A 24,728-nucleotide genomic window follows, 5' to 3' on the forward strand; every position below is an offset into this window, starting at 1 on the left:
AGCATCCGTCAACTTGAGTGCGGTCAAGCCAGCGCGATACGCTCGCGCGTCTCCTCGACCCAGGCATGGGCGGCGAACCATTCATGGTAGATGCGGCAGTGCGGGCAGTAGGCACGCGAGAAGAACACGGGCATGCGCTGAAAGCGCGCGGCGTCCATTTCCATCCCTGTCTCGATGCTGCGGCCGGTCTGCGGACAACGTACCATGATCTTGCCCATTCGCGGTCTCCTGTTCGTGGGCCAGATACGCCGGGGATGCGAAGAAAATGTAATGCTCAGCCGACAGTTTCGTGGCAAAGGTCGGAGTGAATTCCGACCGCGGAACGAGTGGCGTCCGCCGCATCAAAAGCGGGTGAATCGCACGGCAAAATGCACGGCCGATTGTCGCAACGTGGGACATCCGCCGCGGTCGGACACGATTGTTTGAGGACGCGTGGCATGAGCATCACGATCTACGGAATCAAGAACTGCGACACGATGAAGAAGGCGCGCGCCTGGCTCGACGATCACGGCGTCGCTTACCAATTCCACGACTACAAGACCGCCGGAATCGACAAGGCTAAACTCAAGGCATGGAGCGACGAGCTCGGCTGGGAGGTGCTGCTCAATCGCGCCGGCACGACGTTCAAGAAATTGCCCGACGCGGACAAGGACGGACTCACCGAGAGCAAGGCGATCGCGCTCATGCTGGCGCAGCCTTCGATGATCAAACGCCCGGTTCTCGATCTCGGCGGCCGCCGCGTGGTGGGCTTCAAGCCGGATCTCTATGCAAAGGACGTGAAGGCCGCGAAGTAGTTGGAGACGATCATCGCTGCGCCGTCTCGCGGGCCGCGCCGCCGCCTTTGCAGCGCGCGCGTGCAGGAAAATGCCGGTGGTATGATTTTCTATGTCAGCGGGAAATCGCAGGTGATTTCAACGCAAGGTGCGTCGGCCGCCTTGCGACGCCGTTGCCCAGCTTTCCGCCTTGCCTAACTCACTCGATTGACGGCATATTCCGGCGCGAAGCGGTCGCGGGTGGCGGCGAGGAATCGTCCAGTCGTCCGGCAGAGCCGCCGTACAGGAAGAAGCGAGGGCCAGGCGCTGAAGGCGCCGGCTTGGGGGGAATCTTTGGCTGACGAGTTCATTCTCGAGACCCACGGATTGACGAAGGAATTCGCGGGATTTTTTGCCGTTCGCGATGTTTCGCTCAAGATCCGCCGGGGCACCATTCATGCGCTGATTGGCCCGAACGGGGCCGGCAAGACGACGTGCTTCAACCTTCTGACCAAGTTCCTGCGGCCGTCGGCCGGCAAGATTCTCTATAAGGGTCAGGATATTACTGCGACGGCGCCGGCCGACGTGGCGCGTCTTGGCCTGGTCCGCTCGTTCCAGATCTCGGCGGTGTTTCCGCATATGACGGCGCTGGAGAACGTCCGCGTCGCCCTGCAGCGCCAGCATGGCTCGTCGTTCGATTTCTGGCGCTCCAAGAGCGTTCTGAACCGCTTCAACAATCGGGCGCTGGAGCTTCTCAACGACGTCGGCTTGAGCGAATTCGCCAACATTCCGGCGGTCGAGATGCCGTATGGGCGTAAGCGTGCGTTGGAGATCGCGACCACGCTGGCGCTCGATCCGGAGATGATGCTGCTGGACGAGCCGATGGCGGGCATGGGCCACGAGGACATCGACAAGATCGCCGCGCTGATCAAGCGCATCTCCGCCAAATACACGATCCTGATGGTCGAGCATAATCTCAGCGTCGTCGCCAACCTCTCCGACACCATCACCGTGCTGACGCGCGGCCAGGTGCTGACGGAAGGGCCGTATTCGGAGCTCGCCAAGGACGAGCGCGTCAAGGAAGCCTATCTGGGGGCCGGACATGCCTGAGGTGATGACGGCCAAGACGCCCACCGCTGGCGCTGTGACCAGCACCATTCTCGACGTCAAGAATCTCGAGAGCTGGTACGGCGAATCCCACATTCTCCACGGCATGAACTTCAACGTGAATGCCGGCGAGGTCGTCACCCTGCTCGGGCGCAACGGTGCCGGCAAGACCACGACCCTGAAGTCGATCATGGGAATCATCGGCAAGCGCACCGGCTCGGTCCAGTTCAACGGGCGCGAGCTGATCCGCATGACCTCCGACAAGATCGCGCGGCTCGGCATCGCGCTGTGTCCGGAGGAGCGCGGCATCTTCGCCAGCCTCGACGTGCGCGAGAACCTGCTGCTGCCGCCGGTGGTGCGGCCGGGCGGGCTCATGCTCGACCAGATCTTCGAGCTGTTCCCGAACCTGAAGGAGCGGCTGAAGAGCCAGGGCACCAAGCTGTCGGGCGGCGAGCAGCAGATGCTGGCGATCGCGCGCATCCTGCGCACCGGTGCCAGCTTCCTGATGCTGGACGAGCCGACCGAGGGTCTCGCGCCCGTGATCATCCAGCAGATCGGCCACACCATCGCGCGGCTGAAGAAGGAAGGCTTCACGATCCTTCTCGTTGAGCAGAACTTCCGTTTCGCCTCGACGGTCGCCGACCGCTATTACGTGGTCGAGCACGGCAAGGTCATCGACGGTTTCGCCAATGCCGATCTGTCGGCCAACATGGATAAGCTGCATACTTATCTCGGCGTCTGACCGGCGCCGGCGACGTTGACTTGGCGGTTTCCTCCCGCGGTTTTCTCTACGGTCTTCTCTATGGTCTTCTTGGCAGTTTTGTTGGAAAGTTCTGGAAGTTGGAAATGAAGAGCAAATTCATCGCGTCATTGCTGCTGGGAACGGCGCTCACTCTCGCCGCTGGCAGCGTCGCTTCGGCCGGCGACAAGACCGTCAAGATCGGCGCGCTGTCCGATCAGTCGGGTCTTTATGCCGATCTCGGCGGCCCCGGCTCGACGCTCGCCGCGCAGATGGCGATCGAGGATTCCGGCCTCGCCGCCAAGGGCTGGAAGATCGACGTGATCTCCGGCGATCACCAGAACAAGCCGGATATCGGCACCGCGATCGCGCGGCAGTGGTTCGATGTCGAGAAGGTCGACGTCATCGTCGACGTGCCGAATTCCGGCGTCGCGCTGGCCGTCAACAACGTCGTCAAGGAGAAGAACGGCGTCTACATCAACTCGGGCGCTGCGACCTCGGATCTCACCAATGCGCAGTGCTCGCCGAACACGGTGCACTGGACCTACGACACCTACATGCTGGCGCACACCACCGGCCAGGCGCTGGTCAAGGCGGGCGGCTCGACCTGGTTCTTCCTGACGGCCGACTACGCCTTCGGCGCCGCGCTGGAACGCGATACCACGGCGGTCGTCACCGCCAATGGCGGCAAGGTGATCGGCGGCGTCAAGCATCCGCTCAACACCTCCGACTTCTCGTCCTTCCTGCTGCAGGCCCAGTCGTCGAACGCCAAGGTCATCGGCCTCGCCAATGCCGGCGGCGATACCACCAATACGATCAAGCAGGCGGCCGAGTTCGGCATCAATAAGGGCGGCCAGAAGCTTGCCGCGCTGTTGCTGTTCCTGACCGACGTCAAGTCGATCGGGCTCGACATCGCGCAGGGCCTCAACTTCACCGAGACTTTCTACTGGGACATGAACGACCAGACCCGCGCCTTCTCCGAGCGGTTCGCCAAGCGGATGAAGAACGGCGCGCCGCCGACCATGGTCCAGGCCGGCGTCTATGCCGGTCTCGCGCATTACTTCAAGGCGCTGGACGCGCTGGGCGAGAACCCGCACGACGGCACCAAGATCGTCGACAAGATGAAGTCGATCCCGACCGAGGATACGCTGTTCGGCAAGGGCGAGATCCAGCCCAACGGCCGCACCATCCACACCGCCTATCTGTTCGAGGTCAAGAAGCCCTCGGAGTCCAAGGGCCCGTGGGATCTCTACAAGCTGGTCGGCTCGGTACCGGGCGACCAGGCCTTCACGCCGCTCGACAAGAGCGCGTGCGCCTTGTTGAAGAAATGAACCGCTGTGGCTCCGGCGGCTGACGTCGCCGGGGCCGCCATCTTCTGGGAAACGCCGAGAGAAAACAGAACAAGACGATGCAGGCCCTCTACGCACAGCTCCTGGTCGGACTGATCAACGGCTCGTTCTACGCGCTGCTCAGTCTCGGGCTTGCCGTCATCTTCGGCATGCTCAACATCATCAATTTCGCCCATGGCGCGCTCTACATGATGGGCGCGTTCTGCGCCTATTTCCTGCTCAACCTCGGCGGCATCAATTACTGGTGGGCGCTGCTGCTGGCGCCGATCATCGTCGGCGTCTTCGGCATGATCCTCGAGCGCACCATGCTGCAATGGATCGCCGGGCTCGACCATCTCTACGGACTGCTTCTGACGTTCGGACTGGCGCTGATCATCCAGGGCGTGTTCCAGAACTTCTTCGGCTCGTCCGGCCTGCCTTATGCGATCCCGGATCAGCTCCGTGGCGGCATGAATCTCGGCTTCATGTATCTGCCGGTCTATCGCGGCTGGGTCGTCATATTCTCCCTGGTCGTCTGTCTGGCGACCTGGTTCCTGATCGAGCGCACCCGGCTCGGCGCCTACCTGCGCGCCGCCACCGAGAATCCGACATTGGTGCGGGCGTTCGGCATCAACGTGCCGCGCATGATCACGCTGACCTACGGCCTCGGCGTCGGGCTCGCGGCCCTCGCCGGCGTGCTGTCGGCGCCGATCAACCAGGTGCGGCCCCTGATGGGCGAGCACATCATCATCGTGGTGTTCGCGGTGGTCGTGATCGGCGGCATGGGCTCGATCATGGGCTCGATCATCACCGGCTTCCTGCTCGGTGTGATCGAGGGACTGACCAAATATTTCTATCCCGAGGCTTCCAACACCGTGGTCTTCGTTCTGATGGTCCTGGTGCTGCTGGTGAAGCCGACGGGTCTGACCGGACGGGCGGCCTGACATGACATCCATCACCGACACGACCCTGCCGATCACCCCGCGCGCGATGCGCGACGAGATGATCGTGTTCGTCATCATGGCGGCGCTGCTGGCGATCGTACCGTGGACCGGGCTGTACCCGTTCTTCGTCATGCAGGCGCTGTGCTTCGCGCTGCTCGCCTGCGCCTTCAACCTCCTGATCGGCTATGGCGGCCTGCTGTCGTTCGGCCACGCGATGTTCCTGGGAACGGCCGGCTACTGCAGCGCCCACGCGCTGAAGGTGTGGGGGCTGCCGCCCGAGCTCGGCATCCTCACAGGCGTCGCCGGATCGTTCGTCCTGTCGGTGATCACCGGCTACATCTCGATCCGCCGCCAGGGCATCTATTTCGCGATGATCACGCTGGCGCTGTCGCAGCTGCTGTATTTCATCTATCTGCAGGCGCCGTTCACCCATGGCGAGGACGGCATCCAGGGCATTCCCCAGGGGCGGATGTTCGGCATCCTCGACCTGTCCAGGCCGACGGTGCTCTATTACGTCGTGCTGGTCGGCTTCCTCGCCGGCTTCCTGCTGATCTTCCGCACCATCAACTCGCCGTTCGGCGAAGTGCTGAAATCAATCCGCGAGAACGAGCAGCGGGCGATCTCGCTGGGCTACAAGACCGACCATTACAAGCTGCTCGCCTTCATTCTATCCGGGACGCTGGCCGGCTTGGCTGGCGCGTTGAAGGTGTTCGTCGCCCAGAACGCCTCGCTGACCGACGTCGAGGTGGCGATGTCGGGGCAGATCGTGCTCATGACCCTGGTCGGAGGGCTCGGCACCGTGTTCGGCCCCGTCGTCGGCGCGTTCGTGATCGTCGGCATGCAGCAATATCTGTCCGGCTTCGGCCAGTGGGTGACGGTGATCCAGGGCGTGATCTTCGTCGCCTGCGTGCTCACCTTCCGCCGCGGCGTGGTCGGCGAAATCGCCCATCTGTTCAAACGGTCCCTTTAAGCCGTTGATCTGAAAAGAGATCGTCGAAAGGGCAGAAAGCGGTGGATGAACCGGCCACCGCTTCTGCTGGTGCGCGATCCGGAGTATGACAGTTCTGTGACGGGCCGGCCCTGGCCCGTTTCGGAATGGATGGATCTCGTCCCATGCTGCACTGGTTTCGCGCCGTCCTCCCGCGGGAGGAGCGGTTTTTCGATTTGTTCGCCCGCCACAACAAGGTGGTGATTCAGGGCGCCCATGCGCTGCAGGACATGCTGCAGGGCGGTGACGACATCCTCGCCCACTGCCAGCGCGTCAGCCAGTTCGAGAACGAGGCCGACAACATCACCCGCGAAGTGCTGACCGCGGTCCGCCGCACCTTCATCACCCCGTTCGACCGCGGCGACATCAAGAACCTGATCACCTCGATGGACGATGCCATCGATCAGATGCAGCAGACCGCCAAGGCCGTGGTGCTGTTCGAGGTCAAAGAGTTCGAGCCGACCATGCGCGAGATGGGCACCTTGCTGGTCGATTGCGCCAATCTGATCGGCCGCGCGTTGCCGTTGCTGCAGGCGATCGGCCAGAACGTGCCGATGATCACCGCGATCACCGAGGAGATGACCAAGCTCGAGGGCCGGGTCGACGACCTCCACGACATCGGGCTGAAGGAGCTGTTCCTCAAGCACCGCAAGGCCAATACCATGGACTTCATCGTCGGCGCCGAGATCTACGACCATCTGGAGAAGGTCGCCGACCGCTTCGACGACGTCGCCAACGAGATCAATTCGATCATGATCGAACAGGTCTAGGGTAGGGCCGCGCCGTGGACGCTCAACTCGGCCTTCCGATCCTGGTCGGCCTCATCGCCGTTGCGCTCGCCTTCGATTTCCTGAACGGCCTGCACGACGCCGCCAACTCGATCGCGACCATCGTTTCGACCCGCGTGCTCCGGCCGCAATATGCGGTGTTCTGGGCCGCATTCTTTAATTTCGTCGCGTTCGCGGTGTTCGGCCTCCACGTCGCGCAGACCATCGGTACAGGGATCATCGATCCCGCCATCGTCGACGCCCAGGTGATCTTCGCGGCCCTGGTCGGCGCCATCGTCTGGAACCTCGTCACCTGGGCGGCCGGCATTCCCTCGTCGAGCTCACACGCGCTGATCGGCGGCCTGGTCGGGGCAGGGGTCGCCAAGGCCGGCATCTCGGCCGCCGTCTGGAGCGGCCTGTCGAAGACCGTGCTCGCGATCGTGCTGTCGCCGCTGGTCGGGCTGGTGCTGGCGATGGTCCTGGTCGCGATCGTGTCCTGGGCCTCGGTGCGCTCGACGCCGTTCGCGGTCGACCGCGCCTTCCGCATCCTGCAATTCGCCTCAGCCTCGCTGTATTCGCTCGGCCATGGCGGCAACGACGCGCAGAAGACGATGGGCATCATCGCCGTGCTGCTGTATTCGCAGGGCCATCTCGGCAACGAGTTCACGGTGCCGTTCTGGGTCGTGCTGTCGTGCCAGGCGGCGATGGCGCTGGGCACCCTGATGGGCGGCTGGCGCATCGTCCGCACCATGGGCCTGCGCATCACCAAGCTGAACCCGATGCAGGGTTTCTGCGCCGAGACCGGCGGCGCGATCACGCTGTTCCTGGCGACCTTCCTCGGCGTGCCCGTCTCGACCACCCACACCATCACCGGGGCCATCGTCGGCGTCGGCGCCGCCCGCCGTGCCTCCGCGGTGCGCTGGAACGTGGCCGGATCGATCGTCTATGCCTGGGTCTTCACGATTCCGGCCTCGGCGATCGTCGCGGCGCTGACGTTCTGGCTGGTGTCGGTGCTCCGGCACTGATCCGGATCGGCCCGGCCGGGCTCAACTCGCCGGTTGGAGTTGCGGTGCAAAACGCCTATATGGAAGGCGCGCGGCGGCCGAGATCCCGCGCCTTTCCCGTAAATCGCCCGCTCTCTGGCCTGAAACGACGCTTGCCGCCTCATGTCCGATACTGCCGTCACGACCGAACAGCCCGCCCGCACCGCCTTGTCCGACGAGGTGGCGCGCCGGCGCACCTTTGCCATCATCTCGCATCCGGACGCCGGCAAGACCACCTTGACCGAGAAGCTGCTGCTGTTCGGCGGCGCCATCAACCTCGCCGGCCAGGTCAAGGCCAAGGGCGAGCGCCGCAACACCCGCTCGGACTGGATGAAGATCGAGCGCGAGCGCGGCATCTCCGTCGTCACCTCGGTCATGACCTTCGAGTTCGAGGGGCTGGTCTTCAACCTCCTGGACACGCCGGGCCACGAGGACTTTTCCGAGGACACCTACCGCACGCTGACCGCGGTCGACTCCGCGGTGATGGTGATCGACGCCGCCAAGGGCATCGAGGCGCGCACGCGAAAACTGTTCGAGGTCTGCCGCCTGCGCGACATCCCGATCATCACCTTCATCAACAAGATGGACCGCGAGAGCCGCGACACCTTCGATCTGCTGGACGAGATCGAGAAGACGCTGGCGCTCGACACCACGCCGATGACCTGGCCCGTGGGCCGCGGCCGCGACTTCATCGGCACCTATGACATCCGCGACGGCGGCGTGCGCCTGCTCGAAGGCGGCGGTGCCAAGACCGGCGCCGCGCAGCAGATCGCGATTTCGGAGCTCGGCAAGTTCAACGCCAATCTCGACATGAGCCAGATCACCGACGAGCTCGAGCTGGTCAAGGAAGCTTGCAAGCCGTTCGACCTGGAGGCATTCCGCGAGGGCCATCTGACCCCGGTCTATTTCGGCAGCGCCTTGCGCAATTTCGGCGTCGGCGACCTCCTGGAGGGCCTCGGCCGCTACGCGCCGTCGCCGCGCGCGCAGGAGTCGAACCTGCGCAAGGTCGATGCCGCCGAGCCGCGCATGAGCGCGTTCGTGTTCAAGATCCAGGCGAACATGGACCCGAACCACCGCGACCGCATCGCGTTCGCGCGGCTGTGCTCGGGCAAGCTCAACCGCGGCATGAAGGCGAAGCTGGTACGCACCGGCAAGACCATGCCGCTGTCGAGCCCGCAATTCTTCTTCGCCCAGGACCGCTCGGTCGCGGACGAAGCCTTTGCGGGTGACGTCGTCGGCATTCCCAACCACGGCTCGCTTCGCATCGGCGACACGCTGACCGAGGGCGAGGACCTCACCTTCGTCGGCGTGCCGAGCTTCGCGCCGGAAATCGTCCGTCGCGTCCGCCTCACCGATGCGATGAAAGCGAAGAAGCTGAAGGAAGCCTTGCAGCAGATGTCGGAGGAGGGCGTCGTGCAGGTGTTCCGTCCGCGCGACGGCGCGCCGGCGCTGGTCGGCGTGGTCGGCCCGCTGCAGCTCGACGTGCTCAAGGCGCGGCTCGATGCCGAGTATTCGCTGCCCGTCGAATTCGAAATCTCCGAGTTCTCGCTGGCGCGCTGGATCTCGTGCGACGACAAGAAGAAGCTCGAGGCGTTCATCGCCGCCAACAATTCCGGCGTCGCCGACGACGTCGACGGCGATCCGGTGTTCCTGGCCAAGAACGAGTTCTATCTCGGCTACACCAAGGAGCGTGCCGAAGGCATCGTGTTCTCCAACGTCAAGGACGTGAAGAAGAAGGCGTAGCCGCCCGACACTCTCTCGTCATTCCGGGGCATCGCGCAGCGATGAGCCCAGAAATCCATTTTCCCTCTCGTTCTAAAGCCCGATGGCTTCCGGGCTTGCCCTGCGGGCGCCCCGGAAAGACATGCGCTGCCTCATCGTGAGCCTCGCTCCCGCTGTGGGATGATATCCGTGGCGCCGCGTACTTTGCGTCGGGTGATCGGCGCGCTAGTCTTCCTCTCATCAACAGGCGAGGGAGATGGACATGCCGGCGGGATCGATTGGCCGTCTTGTGCGGCGACAGATGATGGCACTGTTGGCTATGTGTGGACTTGCGTTCGCGACGATCGCAACGGCTGACGCGGCCGAGGTCGTCGCGCTCGGCGCCAGCAACACCTACGGCAAGGGCGTCAATCGCGGCGAGGACTTCCCGGCCCAGCTCGAGGCCATGCTCCACGGCAAGGGCGTTCGGGTGAGCGTCGCCAACGCCGGCATCAACGGTGATACCACCGCCGGGATGCTGTCCCGCTTCGACAGCACGGTCGATGGATCAACCCGCGTGCTGGTGCTGCAGCCCGGCGGCAACGACGCCCGCAAAGGTGCCGGCGACCAGCGCGCCAGCAGCATCAGCGCCATCATGGCCAGGGCCGCGCAGCGCCGCATCAAGGTCGTGATGGTCGAGAACGGCATGTTCCGTGGCCTGCCGCATCAGGTCGACGGTGTGCATCTGACCCCGGAGGGCTATCGCATGCTGGCCGCATCGCTGCTGCCGCGCGTGATGAGCGGCTTGCGGAAGTAGCTCGCCGCGAGGTCGCGACGCGCGCCGCGCCGGCCTGCGGTCTCACAGCTCGATGATCCCCCGCCTTGCCGCATGCGCGACCGCATCGGTGCGGCCGGTGGCGTCGAGCTTGTCGAGCAGCGAGCCGACGTGGAATTTGGCGGTGTGCACGGAGATGCCGAGGCTGCGCGCGATCTCCTTGTTGGAGCAGCCCTCGGCCATCAGCACCAGCACGTCGCGCTCGCGCGCGGTGAGCTGAAAATCATCGGTCGCGGCGCCGTCGATCCTGTCGTCGCCGCTGCGAGCCTCATCACTGGCATGCAACGGCGCGACGGCGACGTCGGCGCTCTCGCCGGGCGCGACCAGCGTCAGGCCCGTGACATCGCCGAGCAGCGCCGCCAGCCGGTCGGCCAGTTCGGCATCGTCGACCGCGATCGCGATCCTGATCGGCGCGCGCGCTTCCTCGCTCACGCCGGCCTCTCGCCGATGGTCAGGGCGAACTGCACCGGCTCGCCGGCACGCAGCGCTGCGACCTCGACGACGGTGCCGACGCTGTCCGGACCGAGTTCGCGCATCATCGCGCGCATGCCCCTGAACGGCTCCTTGTTGAGCGCGGTGATGACGTCACCCTGGCGCAGGCCGGCGGCCGCGGCCGGGCCGCTCTTGTCGAGGCTCATGATCATCGCACCGAGTCCATCGTCGAGCCGGACCGGCTGCAGGCCGGCGCCGAGATAGCCGCGAGCGATGCGACCATGCGTCTCGAGCTTGCTGGCGACCCGTTCGATCGTGGCCGCGGGAATGACGAGCGTGCGGCGCGGGCCGCGCACCGCCATGCCAATCGCATGACCGTCGGCGTTGATCACCAGGCCGCCTTCGGCGCTGTGCCGCAGCCTGGTGTCGAGCTCGATGCGCGCATCGATGTCGCCGCAGCGCAGGCTGCGCCAGGGACCGGCGGATTTCGACACCATCGCGAGCGCGGCCGTTGGCGTGCCGTGCTCGGCAGCGGCGATGACCGCGAGCGAGCCGAGCGCGGGCATCTCGCCGGAGAGTTGGGCCGGTCCCGCAGTGCCGCCATCGAAGCGGAGCAGGGCGATGTCGGTGGTGTGGTCGCGGCCCGCCACCGTGGCCGGCCTTTGCGTGCCATCGGCAAAGACGAGCACGATTTCGCCTTCGTCCGCCAGCGCCTCGTCGGCGGTGACGACAAGGCCCGGCTTCCAGACGAAGCCCGTGGCGCGGCTGCGGTGCGAGGAGACGGTGAGGACCACAGGCGCGGCTTGCGCGACGGCGGTCGTCAATGCCGACGATAGCGAGGCGAGGGCGGACGGATCGGACATGGGACGCTCCAGAATGGGTCTGGTCCCAATTTGGCGTCTCCGAAGCGGTTTCGAAACTACCCGATCAGGTAGTCGACCGGCTTCAGAGCGTCGTCCGCGCTTTCGGCAGGGGGAAGGCGAGATCGCCGTGCTTCGAGGTCTTCAGCCCCAGCCCGACCAGCGCCTCGGCAAAGCACACCGCGGCGGCGACGCCGTCGATCACGGGAATGCCGAGCTCGGTGGAGAGGTCGTGCGCGAGATCGGCCATGCCGGCGCAGCCGAGCACGATGGCGCCGATACCGTCCTCGCGCAGCGCCGCCCGGCATTCACCGAGCAGCGTGCCGCGGACATTGGCCTCGGGCTTGTCGAGGTCGAGCACGGCAACGTCGACCGCGCGCACCCTGCGGCAATGCTGCTCCATGCCGTAATTGCGCACGAGGTGCTCGGCGATCACCTTGGTGCGCGACAGCGTGGTCACGATGCTGAAATGGGTGGCGACGAAGCTCGCCGCATGCATCGCCGCTTCAGCGATGCCGAGCACCGGCACAGCCGATAATTCGCGCGCGGCAAGCAGGCCGGGATCACCGAAGCAGGCGATTACATGGGCGTGGCAACCTTCTGCGTCTCCGGCCTCGACCTCCTTGAGCATGCCGACCGCGGCAATCGCCTCGTCGTAATGGCCTTCGATCGAGGCGGCACCGAACCGCGCGGTGCGGCCGACGATCCGCGTCGATGGGCTTGCGCTGGCCTGGGCCGCCTTGGCGATCAATTCGGTCATCGTCACCGTCATGTTCGGGTTGATGACGTTGATCACGGTCTCGCTGTGGCTCATCGTCGCGTCCGTTTGTTGTCGCATCCTGCCGTGTTCTAGCCGAGTTCCGCTGTTACGGTCGAGGGCCGTTCGCGATGCGGGAACGCGCAGACGTGAACGGGATTGAGCTTGCGAGTTCTGCGATCGGGATCCAGCTTGGATTTCATCCCACTCCGAGAGTCCCATGCTCCGTGTCGTCGTGCTCCTCCTGCTGATGGTGGCCGCTCCGGCCGCCGCCGACGCGCGCCGCCAGCAGATCAATCCGGTGCCGTTCGCGCACACGCCGTGCAGCGTGCTCGACGAGCAGCCGTGCACGCCGTCGTTCTGCAGCGTCTACGGGCCGTGGCCCTGCATTCCCGAGATGAACTATCCCTATGGCCAGAACCTGCAGCTCACGATCGAGAGCCGGCCCGCCAAGGATCAGGAGGCCAAATATCAGAAGCCGGATCACGATCTCGACACGATCGGCGATCTGTTCGCGGCGCTGCGCGCATGCTGGACGCCGCCGCCGGAGGACAGCGCCCGCGCGGGGATGCAGATGACGGTGCGCTTCAGCTTCAAGCGGACCGGCGAGATGATCTCGCCGCCGCGCGTGACCTTCGTGACCTCAGGCGCGCCGGCCGACACGCGCGCGACCTATTTGAAGGCCATCAATGCCTCGCTCGACGGCTGCCTGCCGCTGAAGTTCACAAAAGGCCTCGGCGGAGCGCTGGCGGGGCGGCCGATCGCGATCCGCTATGTCGACAACCGGGATTTGAAGAACACGTCGGAGCGGCAATAGCGCCCTGCCGCGCCGTCTCGCACGGCGCGAACCCCACCCACCGATCATTCGGGACGGACGCAACGCGTGCGAACCTCAGCTGGGCGATTGCGCAGCGGGGAATCTCGATATGGTTGCGAAGAACGCAAACCAATCTCGGGATTCCGGGTTCGACGCTGACGCGTCGCCCCGGAATGACGATGTGTGATGGCGAATCGGCAGCGTGCGGCTTGCAGGCGGTCTCCGCGCCACGTTGCGAGGCGGCCCCCGGAAATGATACCGATGCCCACGCACAGGTCGCGTGCAAGCGAAGGGGGACGCCGTGGGACTTCTGGTGATGGTGGTGGGGCTGGTGCTGTTTCTCGGCGCCCATGTGTTCACGACCCGGCGCGAGGCGCGCGCGAAGATCATCGCGCGGCTGGGCGAGGGCACGTATAAGCTCGTCTATACTGTCGTGGCCCTTGCCGGCCTCGCCCTGATCGTCTGGGGTTTTGCCGAGTACCGCCATGGCGGCGGCTGGATCCAGGTCTGGACACCGCCGAAGGCGCTCAAGCACATCAATCTCGCCCTGATGCTGCCGGCGATGATCATGATCGTCGCCGCCCATATCCGCGGCCGCATCTACACCGTCCTCAAGCATCCGATGCTGGCGGGCGTGAAGCTGTGGGCGTTCGGCCACCTGCTCAGCAATGGCGACCTCGGCGGCATCATCCTGTTCGGCTCGATCCTGGCCTGGGCGGTGTTCGACCGCATCTCGCTGAAGCGTCGCGCCGATGCCGGCGGGCCGCCGATTCCGGTCGGCGGCGTCGGCAACGACGTCATCGCGGTGGTGGTCGGCATCATCGTCTATGCCGCGCTGGCCTTCGCGTTCCATCCTGTCGTGCTCGGCATTCCTGTCATCGGAGGTTAGCGATGTCGGTGCAGTCGACCGTCCGCCGCAAGACGGCTCCCGAGATCCGCGCCCGCAAGGGCGGCGAGCCGATCGTGATGCTGACGTCCTACCACGCCCATACCGCGGCGCTGGTGGATCGCCATTGCGATGTGATCCTGGTCGGCGATTCCCTCGGGAATGTGATGCACGGCTTCGAGACCACCGTGCCGGTGACGCTGGAAATGATGATCCTGCAGGGCTGCGCCGTGATGCGCGGCTCGCGCCAGGCGCTGGTGGTGGTCGACATGCCGTTCGGCTCCTACGAGGCGTCGAAGGAGCAGGCGTTTCATGCGGCGGTGCGGATCCTGAAGGAGACGCAATGCGGCGCGGTCAAGCTCGAGGGCGGGGCGCGGATGGCCGAGACGGTGGCCTTCCTCAGCGAGCGCGGCATTCCGGTGATGGGCCATGTCGGCCTGACGCCGCAATCGATCAATACGCTCGGCTCGTTCCGGGCCCAGGGCCGCGACGAGGCGGATTGGGCTGCGATCGAGAACGACGCTGCGGCGATTGCACAGGCCGGCGCGTTCTCGGTGGTGATCGAGGCCGTGGCCGAGCCGCTGGCGCGCAAGATCACGCAGCAGATCGCGATCCCCACCATCGGCATCGGCGCCAGCGTCGCCTGCGACGGCCAGGTGCTGGTTTTGGAGGACATGCTCGGCCTGTCGCCGCGGGCGCCGAAATTCGTCCGCCGCTACGGCAATCTCGGTCCGGCGATCGACGAGGCGATCGAACGCTACGCGGCCGACGTGCGTACCCGTGCGTTTCCGGCGGCGGAACATGTCTACGGAATGAGGTCAAAGACCTGATGGGCGCCTCTCGCTTGGTCGTCCCGTTGGCGCGGTGGTGCGCGCGGCGTCACGGGATGAATCTCCGGCGCTGGCGGAGATAGCCAAGCGCGTCATCCCTTGGTTATGTTTCAGGCTGGTCCGCATCGCGGCGAACAACGACAAGAAGCCAAGCTCGGGGAAACTCCATGGACTGGTCGACCTATGTAACGCCGCCGATGCGGCGCGAAGCCCGTTTCGGCGATCGCGTGGTTCCGTTGTTCACGGAGCGGCCCGCGAACATCTGGGCCATGGTCGAAGAAGCGGTGGAGCGCAACGGCGACGGCGAGGCGCTGGTCTACGGGGCCGTGCGGCTGTCGTGGCGCGAGGTCGCCGAGACCGCCGCGCGGATCGCCGGCGGGCTGCAGGCGAGGGGATTGCAGAAGGGCGACCGGCTGGCGGTGCTGCTCGGCAATCGCATGGAATTCGTGCTCACGCTGTTTGCCGCGGCCAAGCTCGGGCTGATCACGGTGCTGCTGTCGACCCGGCAGCAGACCCCGGAAATCGCCTATGTGCTGAACGATTGCGGCGCCCGGCTGCTGCTGCACGAGGCGGCGTTGGCGGACCGGTTGCCGGCCGCTGCGGAAACGCCGGAGCTGGCGGGGCGCATTGCCGTCGACGATCGTCCGGCGCGGTCGGATTTTGCAGCGCTGGCCGATCATGCTGCGCACGAAAATCACGTCGAGGTGACTGAAGAGGACACTGCGATGATCCTCTACACCTCCGGCACCACTGGCCGGCCGAAAGGCGCGATGCTCGCCCATTGCAACATCGTGCACTCCTCGATGATCTACGAGGCGTGCCTGGGGCTGACGCCCGCCGACCGCTCGATCGCCGCCGTGCCGCTCGGCCATGTCACCGGCGTCGTCGCCAACATCACCAGCATGGCACGCTGCGCCGGCACCTTGATCATCATGCCGGAGTTCAAGGCCGGCGAGTATCTGAAGCTCGCGGCGCGCGAGCGCGTGACCTACACGGTCATGGTCCCGGCGATGTACAATCTCTGCCTGCTGCAGCGCGACTTCGACAGTCATGATCTCTCGTGCTGGCGGATCGGCGGCTTCGGCGGCGCGCCGATGCCGGTCGCGACCATCGAGAAGCTCGCAGCCAAGATCCCCGGCCTGCGGCTGGTCAACGCCTATGGCTCGACCGAGACCACCTCGCCGGCGACCCTGATGCCGCCTGATCTCACCGCCCGTCAGATCGACAGCGTCGGGCTGCCGTGTCCGGGCGCCAGCATCCTGGTGATGGACGGGCAGGGGCGAGAGCTGCCACGTGGCGAGATCGGCGAGATCTGGATCGGCGGCGGCCAGGTCATCAAGGGTTACTGGAACAATCCCAGGGCCACCGCCGAGAGCTTCACTGCCGGCTATTGGCACTCGGGCGACCTCGGCTCGATCGATGCCGACAATTTCGTCCGGGTGTTCGACCGGCAGAAGGACATGATCAATCGCGGCGGGCTGAAGATCTACTCGGCCGAGGTCGAATCGGTGCTGGCGAGCCACCCGGCGGTGGTCGAGAGCGCGATCATCGCCCGGCCATGTCCGGTGCTCGGCGAGCGGGTGCACGCGGTGGTCGTGACCCGCGAGCCGATGAGCGCCGAAGCGCTGCGCAGCTGGTGCGCCGAGCGGGTCTCGGATTACAAGGTCCCGGAAACCCTGACCGTGACCGCGGACCCTTTGCCGCGCAACGCCAACGGCAAGGTGATGAAACGGCAGTTGCGCGAAGCCTTGACGGCGTGATAGCCGCGTTCGGACCCTGTGGCAGAACCGGGGAGTAACGCCTTGATTCGGCTGGACTCGCCTTGCCACCGCCATGCCGATGCGGTATCGGCGCCGGCGCGCGGGCAACGGGCCGCTCGCGCGGCACTTCAAACCCATGCGCGCGCGCTCGCAGCGAACCTGACGGGATGTCCTTAGGTGTCTGAATTCATTGATGAAGTAGACGAGGAGGTCCGTCGGGAACAGCTCAAGAAGCTGTGGGACCGCTACTCGATCTTGATCATCGCCATTGCCGTGCTGATCATCGCCGGCGTCGGCGGCTGGCGCGGCTACCAGTATCTCGAGGGCCAGAAGGCGGCCGAAGCAGGCTCGGCCTTCAACAAGGCCCTCGAACTCTCCGAGCAGAACAAGCATGCCGAGGCGGAGAAGGCCTTTGCCGATGTCGCAGCCACGGCCCCATCGGGATACCGCATGCTGGCCCGCTTCCACCAGGCCGCCGAGGCCGCGATGCGCGACAAGGCGGCTGCCGTGAAGCTCTATGACGAACTCGCCGCCGACCGCAGCATCGGGGCCGAGCAGCAGTCGATGGCGCGGCTGCGCGCGGCCGGCCTGCTGGCCGACACGGCGCCTTACGCCGACCTCAAGCAGCGCCTCGAAGGCGAAACGGCGCCCGGCGCGCCGTTCCGCCACGCCGCCCGAGAATTGCTGGCGCTGTCGGCGTGGAAGGCCAATGATGCCGCGGCGGCCCGTCAATGGCTCGACATGATTGCGCTGGATGGTGAGACCCCGCCGGGCCTGCGCTCGCGCGCCGAAGCGCTGCAGGCACTGTTGCCTGCAGTCGCCAAGAGCTGATCGCGGACCTCGCGACGGCGAAACCGAGTTGATTGGAACGACGATCATGCGCCGCCCCCAACGTGCCATTGCCCTGACGGTCCTCATTGCGCTTTCCGGCGTGCTGGGCGGCTGCGCGAGCGGGGGAAGTTTCGACCCCTCGGACATGCTCGACTTCCTGGACACCAAGAAGAAGCTGCCGGGTGACCGCAAGCCGGTGTTCCCGGAGGGCGTGCCGGGTCTCGAGCAGGGCGTGCCGAAGGAACTCTACAAGGGTGCGCAGCAGCAGCCGATGACCGACCCGGCCGCTCAGGCGGCGATGCCGCCGGCGCCTCCGGTGGAGGAGCCCAAGGGCAGAAAGGGCCGGCGGCAGGCGGCCGTGAACAACCCGACGACGGCCGATCCGCAGGATGGCGAGGCTGCCGCGGTCGAGGAGGGCGCTGCCGCCGTTCCGCCGGCACCGAAGCCCAAGAAGATCGTGCGCCGCCGCACCACCGCACCGCCGGCGGATGACCCGGCCACGGCCCCGGCGCAGCCGCCGGCGTCCCAGCGATCCGGCGGCGGCTTCCCGGCGCCGATGCCGAGCGGCTCCTTCAGCCGTTAATCTCACCTGCGAATCGGCGGATCGCCCGTTCGGTTTTGCGGCCGAATGCGCTAAAGCTGCGCGCTCACGCGCACGGATCATCATGCCCTTCACCATCGCCATCATCGGCCGGCCCAATGTCGGCAAGTCGACCCTGTTCAACCGTCTGGTCGGGCAGAAGCTGGCGCTCGTCGACGACATGCCGGGCGTCACGCGCGACCGCCGCGAGGGCGAAGCTAAGCTGTTCGATCTCAACTTCACGATCATCGACACCGCCGGCCTCGACGAGGGGCCGAAGGGCTCGCTGACCGCGCGCATGCAGGAGCAGACGGAGACCGCGATCGCGCTCGCCGACGCGCTGTTCTTCGTGATCGATGCCCGCATCGGCCTGACGCCCGCCGACCGCGCCTTCGCCGATTTCGCCCGCCGCGCCGACAAGCCGGTGCTGCTGCTCGCCAACAAGAGCGAGGGCAAGCATGGCGAGCTCGGCGCCATGGAGTCGTATGCGTTGGGACTTGGCGATCCCATCCAGATCTCGGCCGAGCACGGCGAGGGCATGGGCGAGCTCTATGACGCCGTCAGCAAGCTCGTGCCGCCCACGGACGATGAGGAGGACGAGCACGAGGAGACCGACGAGGAGCGCGCCAACAGGCCGATCCGGGTCGCGATCGTCGGCCGTCCCAACGCCGGCAAGTCGACCCTGATCAACCATCTGCTCGGCGAGGAGCGGCTGCTCACGAGTCCCGAGGCCGGTACGACGCGCGATTCGATCGCGGTCGAAATCGAGTGGAAGGGCCGCGGTTTCCGCATCTTCGACACCGCAGGTCTGCGCCGGCGCTCGCGCATCGAGGAGAAGCTGGAGAAGCTGTCGGTGGCCGATGCGCTGCGCGCGGTGCGCTTCGCCGAGGTGGTCGTGCTGATGATGGATGCGCAGAACCGCTTCGAGGAGCAGGATCTGCGCATCGCCGATCTGATCGAGCGCGAGGGGCGTGCGCTGGTCATCGCCGTCAACAAATGGGACCTGATGGACGGCAACCCCGGCCAGATCTCGATGCTGCGCCGCGATGCCGACCACTGGCTGCCGCAGGTCGCGGGCGCGCCGATCGTGGCGGTGTCGGGCCTGATGGGCGAGGGCATCGACCGGCTGATGCAGGCGATCGTCGAAGCCTACGCGATCTGGAACCGGCGCGTGCCGACCGCGGCGCTGAACCGCTGGTTCGAGCAGGCGATCGCCGACAACCCGCCGCCGGCGGTGTCGGGCCGCCGGCTCAAGCTGAACTACATCACCCAGACCAAGGCGCGGCCGCCGAGTTTCGTGCTGTTCTGCTCGCGGGCCGACGCGATCCCGCAATCGTACTTGCGCTATCTCACCAACTCGATGCGCGAGACCTTCGAGCTGCCGGGCACACCGGTGCGCATCACCCTGCGCGAGAAGGCCAACCCGTTCGCGCACAAGCGCAAGCGGCCGAACTGATCAGTTGCGTCAGCGGAAGCGGTCCGGCCATGGAAGCAAGCCCGCCGAGCGTCGCGACAGAAGATGCGCCGGCCCCACGCCGCGGCGCCGTCGCCTTCATCTTCGTCACCATCCTGCTCGACATGCTCGCGCTCGGGCTGATCATGCCGATCCTGCCGAAGCTGATCGAGAGCTTCGTGGGCAACGACACTGCGCAGGCGGCCCGCATCTTCGGCCTGTTCGGCACCGCCTGGGCGCTGATGCAGTTCGTGTTCTCGCCGGTGCTCGGCAGCCTGTCCGACCGCTTCGGCCGGCGGCCGGTGATCCTGCTGTCGAACTTCGGCTTGGCCGCGGACTACGTGCTGATGGCGCTGGCGCCGTCGCTCGCGTGGCTGTTCGTGGGGCGCCTGATCTCCGGAGTCACCTCGGCCAGCATCTCGACGGCTTTCGCCTACATCTCCGACCTGACGCCGCCCGACCGGCGTGCGGCGATCTTCGGGCGCATCGGCGCGGCGTTCGGCGCGGGCTTCGTGCTCGGTCCTGCCACCGGCGGCCTGCTCGGCGACATCGACCCGCGGCTGCCGTTCTGGGCTGCAGCCGCGCTCAGCTTCGCCAACGCGTTGTACGGACTTCTGGTGCTACCGGAATCGCTGCCGTCAAAGCGGCGCAGTCCGTTCCGATGGCGAGCCGCGAGCCCGCTCGGCGCGCTGCAATTGCTGCGCTCGGATCGCATCCTCGGCGGACTGTCGGTCGTCAACTTCATCACCCAGCTCGCTCATGTCGTGCTGCCGTCGACCTTCGTGCTCTACGCGACCTATCGCTATGGCTGGGATACGCGCACGGTCGGGCTGACGCTGGCGATGGTCGGCATCTGCGCCATGGTGGTGCAGGGCGGGGCGGTGGGGCTGATCGTCCGCCTGCTCGGCGAGCGCGGCGCGCTGATGCTCGGCCTGTCCGCGGGGACGGTGGGCTTCCTGATCTTCGGCCTTGCGCCGACCGGGCCGTTGAGCTGGCTCGGCATTCCCGTGATGGCGCTGTGGGGCGTCTCGGGCGCGGCCATGCAGGCTTTGATGACCCGCCTCGTCCCACCGGACAGGCAGGGCCAGCTACAGGGCGCGACGTCGAGCGTGCAGAGGGTGGCCCAGCTCGCAGGTCCCTTCCTGTTCACGCTGACCTTTGCCTATTTCATCGGAGCGGCCGCGCCGGCGCATCTACCCGGCGCGCCGTTCCTGCTGGCGTCGGCGTTGCTGATCGTCGCTCTCCTGATTGCGGTGCGGACGCTGTCCTCGGCAAAGAGCAGCTAGAGTAGCGCGCCGGCCTGAAGGTTCTCATCCCCTGACCCCACCGATGCAGCTCTCGCGCTCTCGCGGGACGGGGATTGCACACGCTTCAAAATAGGTCAATAATACTGACATAAATAGCCGGATCACGGGAGGAATATTGGTGAGCTGGAAGCCCGTCTACGCGCGCCGCGCGGATCGCATGAAGGCATCGGAGATCCGCGAGCTGCTCAAGGTGCTGGAGCGGCCCGGCATGATTTCGTTCGCCGGCGGCATCCCCGATCCCGCGCTGTTTCCTGCAGCAGCGGCGGCGCAGGTCTATGCCGATGCGCTGGCGTCGCCCGACGTGGCTTCCGCTGCTCTGCAATATGCCGTCAGCGAGGGCTACGGTCCGCTTCGCCAGTGGATCGCCGAGCACATGACCGCGCAGGGCATAGCAGCCTCGCCAGACAACATCCTCGTCACCGCGGGATCGCAACAGGCGCTCGATTTTCTCGGCAAGCTGCTGCTCACGCCCGCGGATACGGCGCTCGTCACCGTTCCCACCTATCTTGGCGCGCTGCAGGCCTTTTCGGCCTACGAGCCGCGTTACGATTCGATCGGTCCACGCGCTGCGAACCGCACCCCGGCCTCCTACGCGGACGAAGCCGCGAAAGAAGCTGCGGGGGCGCGCGTGAAGTTCGTCTATGTCGTGCCGGACTTTGCCAATCCGACCGGTGAGACGCTGTCGCGTTCGGCGCGCGCCGATGTCCTGGATCTCGCCGGCGAGCTGGACGTGCCGGTGTTGGAGGACAGCGCCTATTCTGCCTTGCGTTTCGACGGCGACGAGATGCCGTCGCTGCAGTCGTTGGACGTCCGTCGCCGCGGCTCGCTCGATGCTTCCCGCGTCATCCATCTCGGAACGTTCTCGAAGACGGTCGCGCCGGGCCTGCGCATCGGCTGGGTTTGTGCATCGCGCGCCATCATCAGCCGTCTCGTCCTCATCAAGCAGGCGAGCGACCTCAACGTGTCAGCGATCAATCAGATCGTGATGCACAGGCTCGTGAAAGACGGAGGGCATGCCGGGCTGATTGCACGGGCGCGCGCGCATTATCGGCTCAAGCGCGATGCGATGCTGAGGGCACTCGAGGCACAGATGCCGTCAGAAGCGAGGTGGACGCGCCCCGACGGCGGGTTCTTCGTCTGGCTCACCCTGCCGGACGGCGTGCCCGGTGCCGCCTTGCTCGACCGGGCCGTGAATCAGGCCCAGGTGGCGTTCGTTCCCGGGGCTGCCTTCTTCCACGACGGCAGCGGCACCAACACGATCCGCCTGTCCTATTCGCTGCCCGAGGAAGCCGTGATCGAGGAAGGCATCGGCCGCCTCGCGAGTCTGCTGCGCTGACGATGACGTGATTCTGCGCAGCGAATGTCGTATCGTCTGCGCAGCGGCACTGGCGGGACGCGATGCTAATCCACCGCATCCCGCATCGGAGCTATCGGCTTACTTCTTCACCAGCGGGCACTCGCTGGCCTCGAGCGGCTTGGCGGCATCCTCGGGCGCGATCTTGGCGATCAGCTTGTAGTAGTCCCACGGATATTTGGACTCTTCGGGCTTCTTGACCTCGAACAGATAGGCCGGGATCAGGCGGCGGCCGTCGGCGCGCAGCGGGCCCTTGCCGAACAGCGGATCGTCGGTCGGAATCTCCTTCATCTTGGCCACGACCTTGGCGCCGTCATGCGGATTGCCGCCGAGTGCCTCGAGGGTCTTCAGGTAGTGCAGCGCGCCGGCGTAGACGCCGGCCACCGTCATCGACGGCATCGTGCCCTTCGGTGACAGCTTCTGGAAGCGGTTGGACCAGGCGCGGGTCTGCTCGTTCAGGTCCCAGTAGAACGACTCGGTGAAGGTCAGGCCCTGCGCGACCTTGAGCCCGAGCGCATGCACGTCGTTGACGAACAACAACAGCGCGGCGAGCTTCTGGCCGCCCTGGACGATGCCGAATTCGGAAGCCTGCTTGATCGAGTTGGTGGTGTCGCCGCCGGCGTTGGCAAGGCCGATGACCTTGGCCTTCGACGATTGCGCCTGCAGCAGGAAGGACGAGAAGTCCGCGGTGTTGAGCGGATGCTTTACCGAGCCGAGCACCTTGCCGCCACTGCTGGTCACGACTGCGGAGGTGTCGCGCTCCAGCGCATGGCCGAAGGCGTAGTCGGCGGTGAGGAAGAACCAGGTGTCGCCGCCGGCCTTGGTCAGCGCCTTGCCGGTGCCGTTGGCGAGCATGTAGGTGTCGTAGGTGAAGGAGATGGTGTTGGCGTTGCAGGCCTTGCCGGTGAGGTCGGCAGTGGCCGCGCCGGAGTTCAGGAGGATCGAGTTCTTCTCCTTGACCAGATTGGAGACGGCCAGCGCCACACCGGAGTTCGGCGTGTCCATGATCACGTCGACCTTCTGGGTGTCGATCCACTGCCGGCCGATGTTGACGCCGACGTCGGGCTTGTTCTGGTGGTCGCCGCTGATGACCTCGATGGTCCAGCCCTTGGCCTTCAGGCCTGAATCCTCGACCGCCATGTTGACGGCTGCGACCGAGTTGGGCCCGCCGATGTCGGCATACAGGCTGGACATGTCGTTGAGCACGCCGATCTTGACGACCTTGTCGTCGGCGAAGGCGGAGCCGGCAAAGCTGAGCGTGGTGGCAGCAAGCAACGCGGCCATCCGCCGCGTATGAGACGTCGTCATCAAAGTCCTCCCTGGTGTCGTGTCATGGCGGGGCTTCTTGGGCGCCCTTTGCCGTCGGTCTCCCTGGATAGCCGGTCTTGTGAGTTGCGGCAATGCGCCAAAAGGCGCGAGACGCGCGCAAGGTTTGTGCGTTTCGCTTGAGCGTTAACGCAGGGCGTCCGAGGTCAGCCGGAATTTCTGGATGCGCTTACCGGTGTCGACCTCGGCGGTATAAACGTTGCCCTGCCGGTCGACAGCCATCGCGTGCACCCAATGGAATTGGCCGGCATTGCGGCCATTGTGGCCGAAGCTGCCAACCACGCTGCCGTCATCCCGCCTGATGATGCGGATCTCGTTGTTCTCGCCATCGGCAGACAGCAGGTAGGTCTGCTTCGGATCCGGCCAGATCGCGATGTCCCACACCGCGCCATTGCCGAGCGTGTTCTTTTCGAAGAACCATTCGGTCACGAATGTCCCGTCCTTCCTGAACACCTGGATGCGGTCGTTGATGCGGTCGCAGACATAGACGAGACCATCGTCGGCGATCTTCACGCAGTGCACGGGATTGCCGAACTGCTGGGCGACCGATGCCTTGGGATCATACGGTGGCTGCTTGGCATCATCAGGGACACGGCCGTAGGCTCCCCAATGCCGCTTGTAGGCGAGGGTGGTGGCATCGAACACGATGACGCGGCGGTTGCCGTAGCCGTCGGCGACGTAGATCTCGTTCGCCTCCTTGTCGATCGCTGTCTCCGCGGGCTTGCCGAGCTGGGTGGTGTCGTTGGAGCCCTTGCTCGGCGCCATCGTTCCGATCTGAGCGACGAACTTGCCATCGAGCGTGAACTTCAGGATGGCGTTGTCATTGTCGGCATTGCCGCCGATCCAGACGAAGCCGCGTTCGTCGACCTCGATGCCATGCTCGCGGCCGACCCATTCATAGCCCGGGCCCGGGCCGCCCCAGGCGCGCAAGAGATTGCCGTCGGTATCGAATTCGAGCACCGGGGGCGCCGGCATGCAGCATTTCGATCGCGGCGGATTGAGCGTGGCGCCTTTCTCGTCGTCGGTCAGCGAGCGCGGCCGGTGAATGACCCAGATGTGGCCCTGGTGATCAACCGTGATGCCGCCGACCTGGCCGAGGATCCAGTTGTTGGGGAGCTGCTTCGGCCAGGACGGCTCGACCGCGAACGCGGGCACCTCCGCTGCGGCGCTGGTGCCGCGAGAGAAGAGGACGTTGCCGGCCGCAACGGCGAACAGCAGAACGACCAGGGCAGGCCTTGTCGCGCGTCCGCGTCGTGCTCGCGTCATACCGTCCTCCCCGATATGTGCTGCGGTCATCCGCTTATGAGCGCAGTCAATCGCGGGCATGGCGG

25 protein-coding genes are annotated in these 24,728 nt (G+C 65.8%); 19 read left to right on the forward strand and 6 right to left on the reverse strand.

The annotated features are described in order from the left end of the window. Nucleotides 1–23: 23 nt before the first annotated feature. Nucleotides 24–218: a hypothetical protein gene (locus QW868_RS28570; RefSeq protein ID WP_315712501.1), complete on the reverse strand. Its 195-nt coding sequence runs from the start codon at nucleotides 216–218 to the stop codon at nucleotides 24–26. Between the two features lie 219 nt (nucleotides 219–437). Here QW868_RS28570 and QW868_RS28575 point away from each other — a divergent pair, with 219 nt between their 5' ends. From QW868_RS28575 to QW868_RS28620, 10 genes are all read left to right on the forward strand, one after another. Next, a complete protein-coding gene (locus QW868_RS28575; RefSeq protein WP_315777446.1) occupies nucleotides 438–794 on the forward strand; it encodes an ArsC family reductase in 357 nt (118 codons plus the stop codon). A 312-nt stretch (nucleotides 795–1,106) separates the two neighbouring features. Beyond that, entirely contained in the window at nucleotides 1,107–1,862 is a 756-nt protein-coding gene (locus QW868_RS28580) for an ABC transporter ATP-binding protein (protein WP_315739336.1), read from the forward strand. Then, nucleotides 1,855–2,601 carry an ABC transporter ATP-binding protein gene (locus tag QW868_RS28585; RefSeq protein ID WP_315739337.1) on the forward strand — a complete coding sequence of 249 codons (747 nt, stop codon included), beginning with the start codon at nucleotides 1,855–1,857 and terminating at the stop codon, nucleotides 2,599–2,601. The genes QW868_RS28580 and QW868_RS28585 overlap by 8 nt, the downstream gene beginning before the upstream one ends. A 104-nt stretch (nucleotides 2,602–2,705) precedes the next feature. Then, nucleotides 2,706–3,929: an ABC transporter substrate-binding protein gene (locus QW868_RS28590; protein WP_315780400.1), complete on the forward strand. Its 1,224-nt coding sequence runs from the start codon at nucleotides 2,706–2,708 to the stop codon at nucleotides 3,927–3,929. Between the two features lie 77 nt (nucleotides 3,930–4,006). Next, nucleotides 4,007–4,870, forward strand: a complete 864-nt coding sequence (locus QW868_RS28595) for a branched-chain amino acid ABC transporter permease (protein WP_315739340.1) — start codon at nucleotides 4,007–4,009, stop codon at nucleotides 4,868–4,870. Between the two features lies 1 nt (nucleotide 4,871). Beyond that, complete coding sequence (locus QW868_RS28600) at nucleotides 4,872–5,840, forward strand: branched-chain amino acid ABC transporter permease (protein WP_315739341.1); 969 nt, start codon at nucleotides 4,872–4,874, stop codon at nucleotides 5,838–5,840. 143 nt (nucleotides 5,841–5,983) lie between these two features. Beyond that, nucleotides 5,984–6,628 (forward strand): DUF47 domain-containing protein, encoded by a 645-nt coding sequence (locus QW868_RS28605; protein ID WP_315739342.1) that lies wholly within the window; start codon nucleotides 5,984–5,986, stop codon nucleotides 6,626–6,628. Nucleotides 6,629–6,642: 14 nt separating this feature from the next. Continuing rightward, the gene (locus QW868_RS28610) at nucleotides 6,643–7,650 is read left to right on the forward strand and encodes an anion permease (RefSeq protein ID WP_315739343.1); all 1,008 of its coding nucleotides are present in this window, start codon (nucleotides 6,643–6,645) and stop codon (nucleotides 7,648–7,650) included. 141 nt (nucleotides 7,651–7,791) lie between these two features. After that, on the forward strand, nucleotides 7,792–9,411 hold the full coding sequence (locus QW868_RS28615) for a peptide chain release factor 3 (RefSeq protein WP_316232086.1): 1,620 nt from the start codon (nucleotides 7,792–7,794) through the stop codon (nucleotides 9,409–9,411). A 283-nt stretch (nucleotides 9,412–9,694) separates the two neighbouring features. Then, nucleotides 9,695–10,186: a GDSL-type esterase/lipase family protein gene (locus QW868_RS28620; protein ID WP_316232087.1), complete on the forward strand. Its 492-nt coding sequence runs from the start codon at nucleotides 9,695–9,697 to the stop codon at nucleotides 10,184–10,186. A gap of 42 nt (nucleotides 10,187–10,228) precedes the next feature. On the opposite strand, the gene QW868_RS28625 is transcribed toward QW868_RS28620, so the two are convergent. The 3 genes from QW868_RS28625 to QW868_RS28635 form a co-directional block, all read right to left on the reverse strand. Then, complete coding sequence (locus QW868_RS28625) at nucleotides 10,229–10,636, reverse strand: response regulator transcription factor (protein WP_316232088.1); 408 nt, start codon at nucleotides 10,634–10,636, stop codon at nucleotides 10,229–10,231. After that, nucleotides 10,633–11,499, reverse strand: a complete 867-nt coding sequence (locus tag QW868_RS28630; RefSeq protein WP_316232089.1) for a S1C family serine protease — start codon at nucleotides 11,497–11,499, stop codon at nucleotides 10,633–10,635. Before QW868_RS28630 ends, QW868_RS28625 begins: the two co-directional genes overlap by 4 nt. 82 nt (nucleotides 11,500–11,581) lie before the next feature. Further along, nucleotides 11,582–12,310 carry an aspartate/glutamate racemase family protein gene (locus QW868_RS28635; RefSeq protein ID WP_316232090.1) on the reverse strand — a complete coding sequence of 243 codons (729 nt, stop codon included), beginning with the start codon at nucleotides 12,308–12,310 and terminating at the stop codon, nucleotides 11,582–11,584. A gap of 163 nt (nucleotides 12,311–12,473) precedes the next feature. Between QW868_RS28635 and QW868_RS28640 the strand changes: the two genes are divergently transcribed. The 9 genes from QW868_RS28640 (at nucleotide 12,474) to QW868_RS28680 (ending at nucleotide 22,053) form a co-directional block, all read left to right on the forward strand. Continuing rightward, entirely contained in the window at nucleotides 12,474–13,070 is a 597-nt protein-coding gene (locus tag QW868_RS28640; protein ID WP_316232091.1) for a hypothetical protein, read from the forward strand. A 301-nt stretch (nucleotides 13,071–13,371) separates the two neighbouring features. Further along, complete coding sequence (locus tag QW868_RS28645; RefSeq protein WP_316232092.1) at nucleotides 13,372–13,959, forward strand: NnrU family protein; 588 nt, start codon at nucleotides 13,372–13,374, stop codon at nucleotides 13,957–13,959. Between the two features lie 2 nt (nucleotides 13,960–13,961). Continuing rightward, on the forward strand, nucleotides 13,962–14,786 hold the full coding sequence (gene panB / locus QW868_RS28650) for a 3-methyl-2-oxobutanoate hydroxymethyltransferase (protein WP_316159934.1): 825 nt from the start codon (nucleotides 13,962–13,964) through the stop codon (nucleotides 14,784–14,786). A gap of 167 nt (nucleotides 14,787–14,953) precedes the next feature. Next, the gene (locus tag QW868_RS28655) at nucleotides 14,954–16,546 is read left to right on the forward strand and encodes a class I adenylate-forming enzyme family protein (protein ID WP_316232093.1); all 1,593 of its coding nucleotides are present in this window, start codon (nucleotides 14,954–14,956) and stop codon (nucleotides 16,544–16,546) included. A 177-nt stretch (nucleotides 16,547–16,723) separates the two neighbouring features. Further along, nucleotides 16,724–17,377 (forward strand): tetratricopeptide repeat protein, encoded by a 654-nt coding sequence (locus tag QW868_RS28660; protein WP_315739356.1) that lies wholly within the window; start codon nucleotides 16,724–16,726, stop codon nucleotides 17,375–17,377. Between the two features lie 46 nt (nucleotides 17,378–17,423). Beyond that, nucleotides 17,424–17,960, forward strand: coding sequence for a hypothetical protein (locus QW868_RS28665; RefSeq protein ID WP_316232094.1), 537 nt, complete (start codon nucleotides 17,424–17,426; stop codon nucleotides 17,958–17,960). A gap of 82 nt (nucleotides 17,961–18,042) precedes the next feature. Next, on the forward strand, nucleotides 18,043–19,413 hold the full coding sequence (gene der / locus QW868_RS28670; RefSeq protein WP_315739359.1) for a ribosome biogenesis GTPase Der: 1,371 nt from the start codon (nucleotides 18,043–18,045) through the stop codon (nucleotides 19,411–19,413). Between the two features lie 29 nt (nucleotides 19,414–19,442). Further along, nucleotides 19,443–20,696 carry a TCR/Tet family MFS transporter gene (locus tag QW868_RS28675; RefSeq protein ID WP_316232095.1) on the forward strand — a complete coding sequence of 418 codons (1,254 nt, stop codon included), beginning with the start codon at nucleotides 19,443–19,445 and terminating at the stop codon, nucleotides 20,694–20,696. Nucleotides 20,697–20,832: 136 nt separating this feature from the next. After that, complete coding sequence (locus tag QW868_RS28680) at nucleotides 20,833–22,053, forward strand: PLP-dependent aminotransferase family protein (protein ID WP_316232096.1); 1,221 nt, start codon at nucleotides 20,833–20,835, stop codon at nucleotides 22,051–22,053. 99 nt (nucleotides 22,054–22,152) lie between these two features. Here QW868_RS28680 and QW868_RS28685 read toward each other — a convergent pair whose 3' ends face one another. Then, nucleotides 22,153–23,379, reverse strand: coding sequence for an ABC transporter substrate-binding protein (locus QW868_RS28685; protein WP_315777460.1), 1,227 nt, complete (start codon nucleotides 23,377–23,379; stop codon nucleotides 22,153–22,155). Between the two features lie 144 nt (nucleotides 23,380–23,523). Beyond that, nucleotides 23,524–24,663, reverse strand: a complete 1,140-nt coding sequence (locus QW868_RS28690) for a hypothetical protein (protein ID WP_316232097.1) — start codon at nucleotides 24,661–24,663, stop codon at nucleotides 23,524–23,526. Nucleotides 24,664–24,728: the final 65 nt, after the last annotated feature.

It is taken from the genome of Bradyrhizobium sp. SZCCHNR1051 (assembly GCF_032489615.1).
In the GTDB taxonomy this organism is placed as follows: Bacteria; Pseudomonadota; Alphaproteobacteria; order Rhizobiales; family Xanthobacteraceae; genus Bradyrhizobium.

Excerpts from the sequence above, each read along its gene's own strand:
- QW868_RS28570 (WP_315712501.1), bottom strand. The coding sequence starts at position 218 with ATGGGCAAGATCATGGTACGTTGTCCGCAGACCGGCCGCAGCATCGAG.
- QW868_RS28575 (WP_315777446.1), top strand. The coding sequence starts at position 438 with ATGAGCATCACGATCTACGGAATCAAGAACTGCGACACGATGAAGAAG.
- QW868_RS28585 (WP_315739337.1), top strand. The coding sequence starts at position 1,855 with ATGCCTGAGGTGATGACGGCCAAGACGCCCACCGCTGGCGCTGTGACC.
- QW868_RS28590 (WP_315780400.1), top strand. The coding sequence starts at position 2,706 with ATGAAGAGCAAATTCATCGCGTCATTGCTGCTGGGAACGGCGCTCACT.
- QW868_RS28595 (WP_315739340.1), top strand. The coding sequence starts at position 4,007 with ATGCAGGCCCTCTACGCACAGCTCCTGGTCGGACTGATCAACGGCTCG.
- QW868_RS28600 (WP_315739341.1), top strand. The coding sequence starts at position 4,872 with ATGACATCCATCACCGACACGACCCTGCCGATCACCCCGCGCGCGATG.
- QW868_RS28605 (WP_315739342.1), top strand. The coding sequence starts at position 5,984 with ATGCTGCACTGGTTTCGCGCCGTCCTCCCGCGGGAGGAGCGGTTTTTC.
- QW868_RS28615 (WP_316232086.1), top strand. The coding sequence starts at position 7,792 with ATGTCCGATACTGCCGTCACGACCGAACAGCCCGCCCGCACCGCCTTG.
- QW868_RS28620 (WP_316232087.1), top strand. The coding sequence starts at position 9,695 with ATGGCACTGTTGGCTATGTGTGGACTTGCGTTCGCGACGATCGCAACG.
- QW868_RS28630 (WP_316232089.1), bottom strand. The coding sequence starts at position 11,499 with ATGTCCGATCCGTCCGCCCTCGCCTCGCTATCGTCGGCATTGACGACC.
- QW868_RS28635 (WP_316232090.1), bottom strand. The coding sequence starts at position 12,310 with ATGAGCCACAGCGAGACCGTGATCAACGTCATCAACCCGAACATGACG.
- QW868_RS28640 (WP_316232091.1), top strand. The coding sequence starts at position 12,474 with ATGCTCCGTGTCGTCGTGCTCCTCCTGCTGATGGTGGCCGCTCCGGCC.
- panB (WP_316159934.1), top strand. The coding sequence starts at position 13,962 with ATGTCGGTGCAGTCGACCGTCCGCCGCAAGACGGCTCCCGAGATCCGC.
- QW868_RS28655 (WP_316232093.1), top strand. The coding sequence starts at position 14,954 with ATGGACTGGTCGACCTATGTAACGCCGCCGATGCGGCGCGAAGCCCGT.
- QW868_RS28665 (WP_316232094.1), top strand. The coding sequence starts at position 17,424 with ATGCGCCGCCCCCAACGTGCCATTGCCCTGACGGTCCTCATTGCGCTT.
- der (WP_315739359.1), top strand. The coding sequence starts at position 18,043 with ATGCCCTTCACCATCGCCATCATCGGCCGGCCCAATGTCGGCAAGTCG.
- QW868_RS28675 (WP_316232095.1), top strand. The coding sequence starts at position 19,443 with ATGGAAGCAAGCCCGCCGAGCGTCGCGACAGAAGATGCGCCGGCCCCA.
- QW868_RS28685 (WP_315777460.1), bottom strand. The coding sequence starts at position 23,379 with ATGACGACGTCTCATACGCGGCGGATGGCCGCGTTGCTTGCTGCCACC.
- QW868_RS28690 (WP_316232097.1), bottom strand. The coding sequence starts at position 24,663 with ATGACGCGAGCACGACGCGGACGCGCGACAAGGCCTGCCCTGGTCGTT.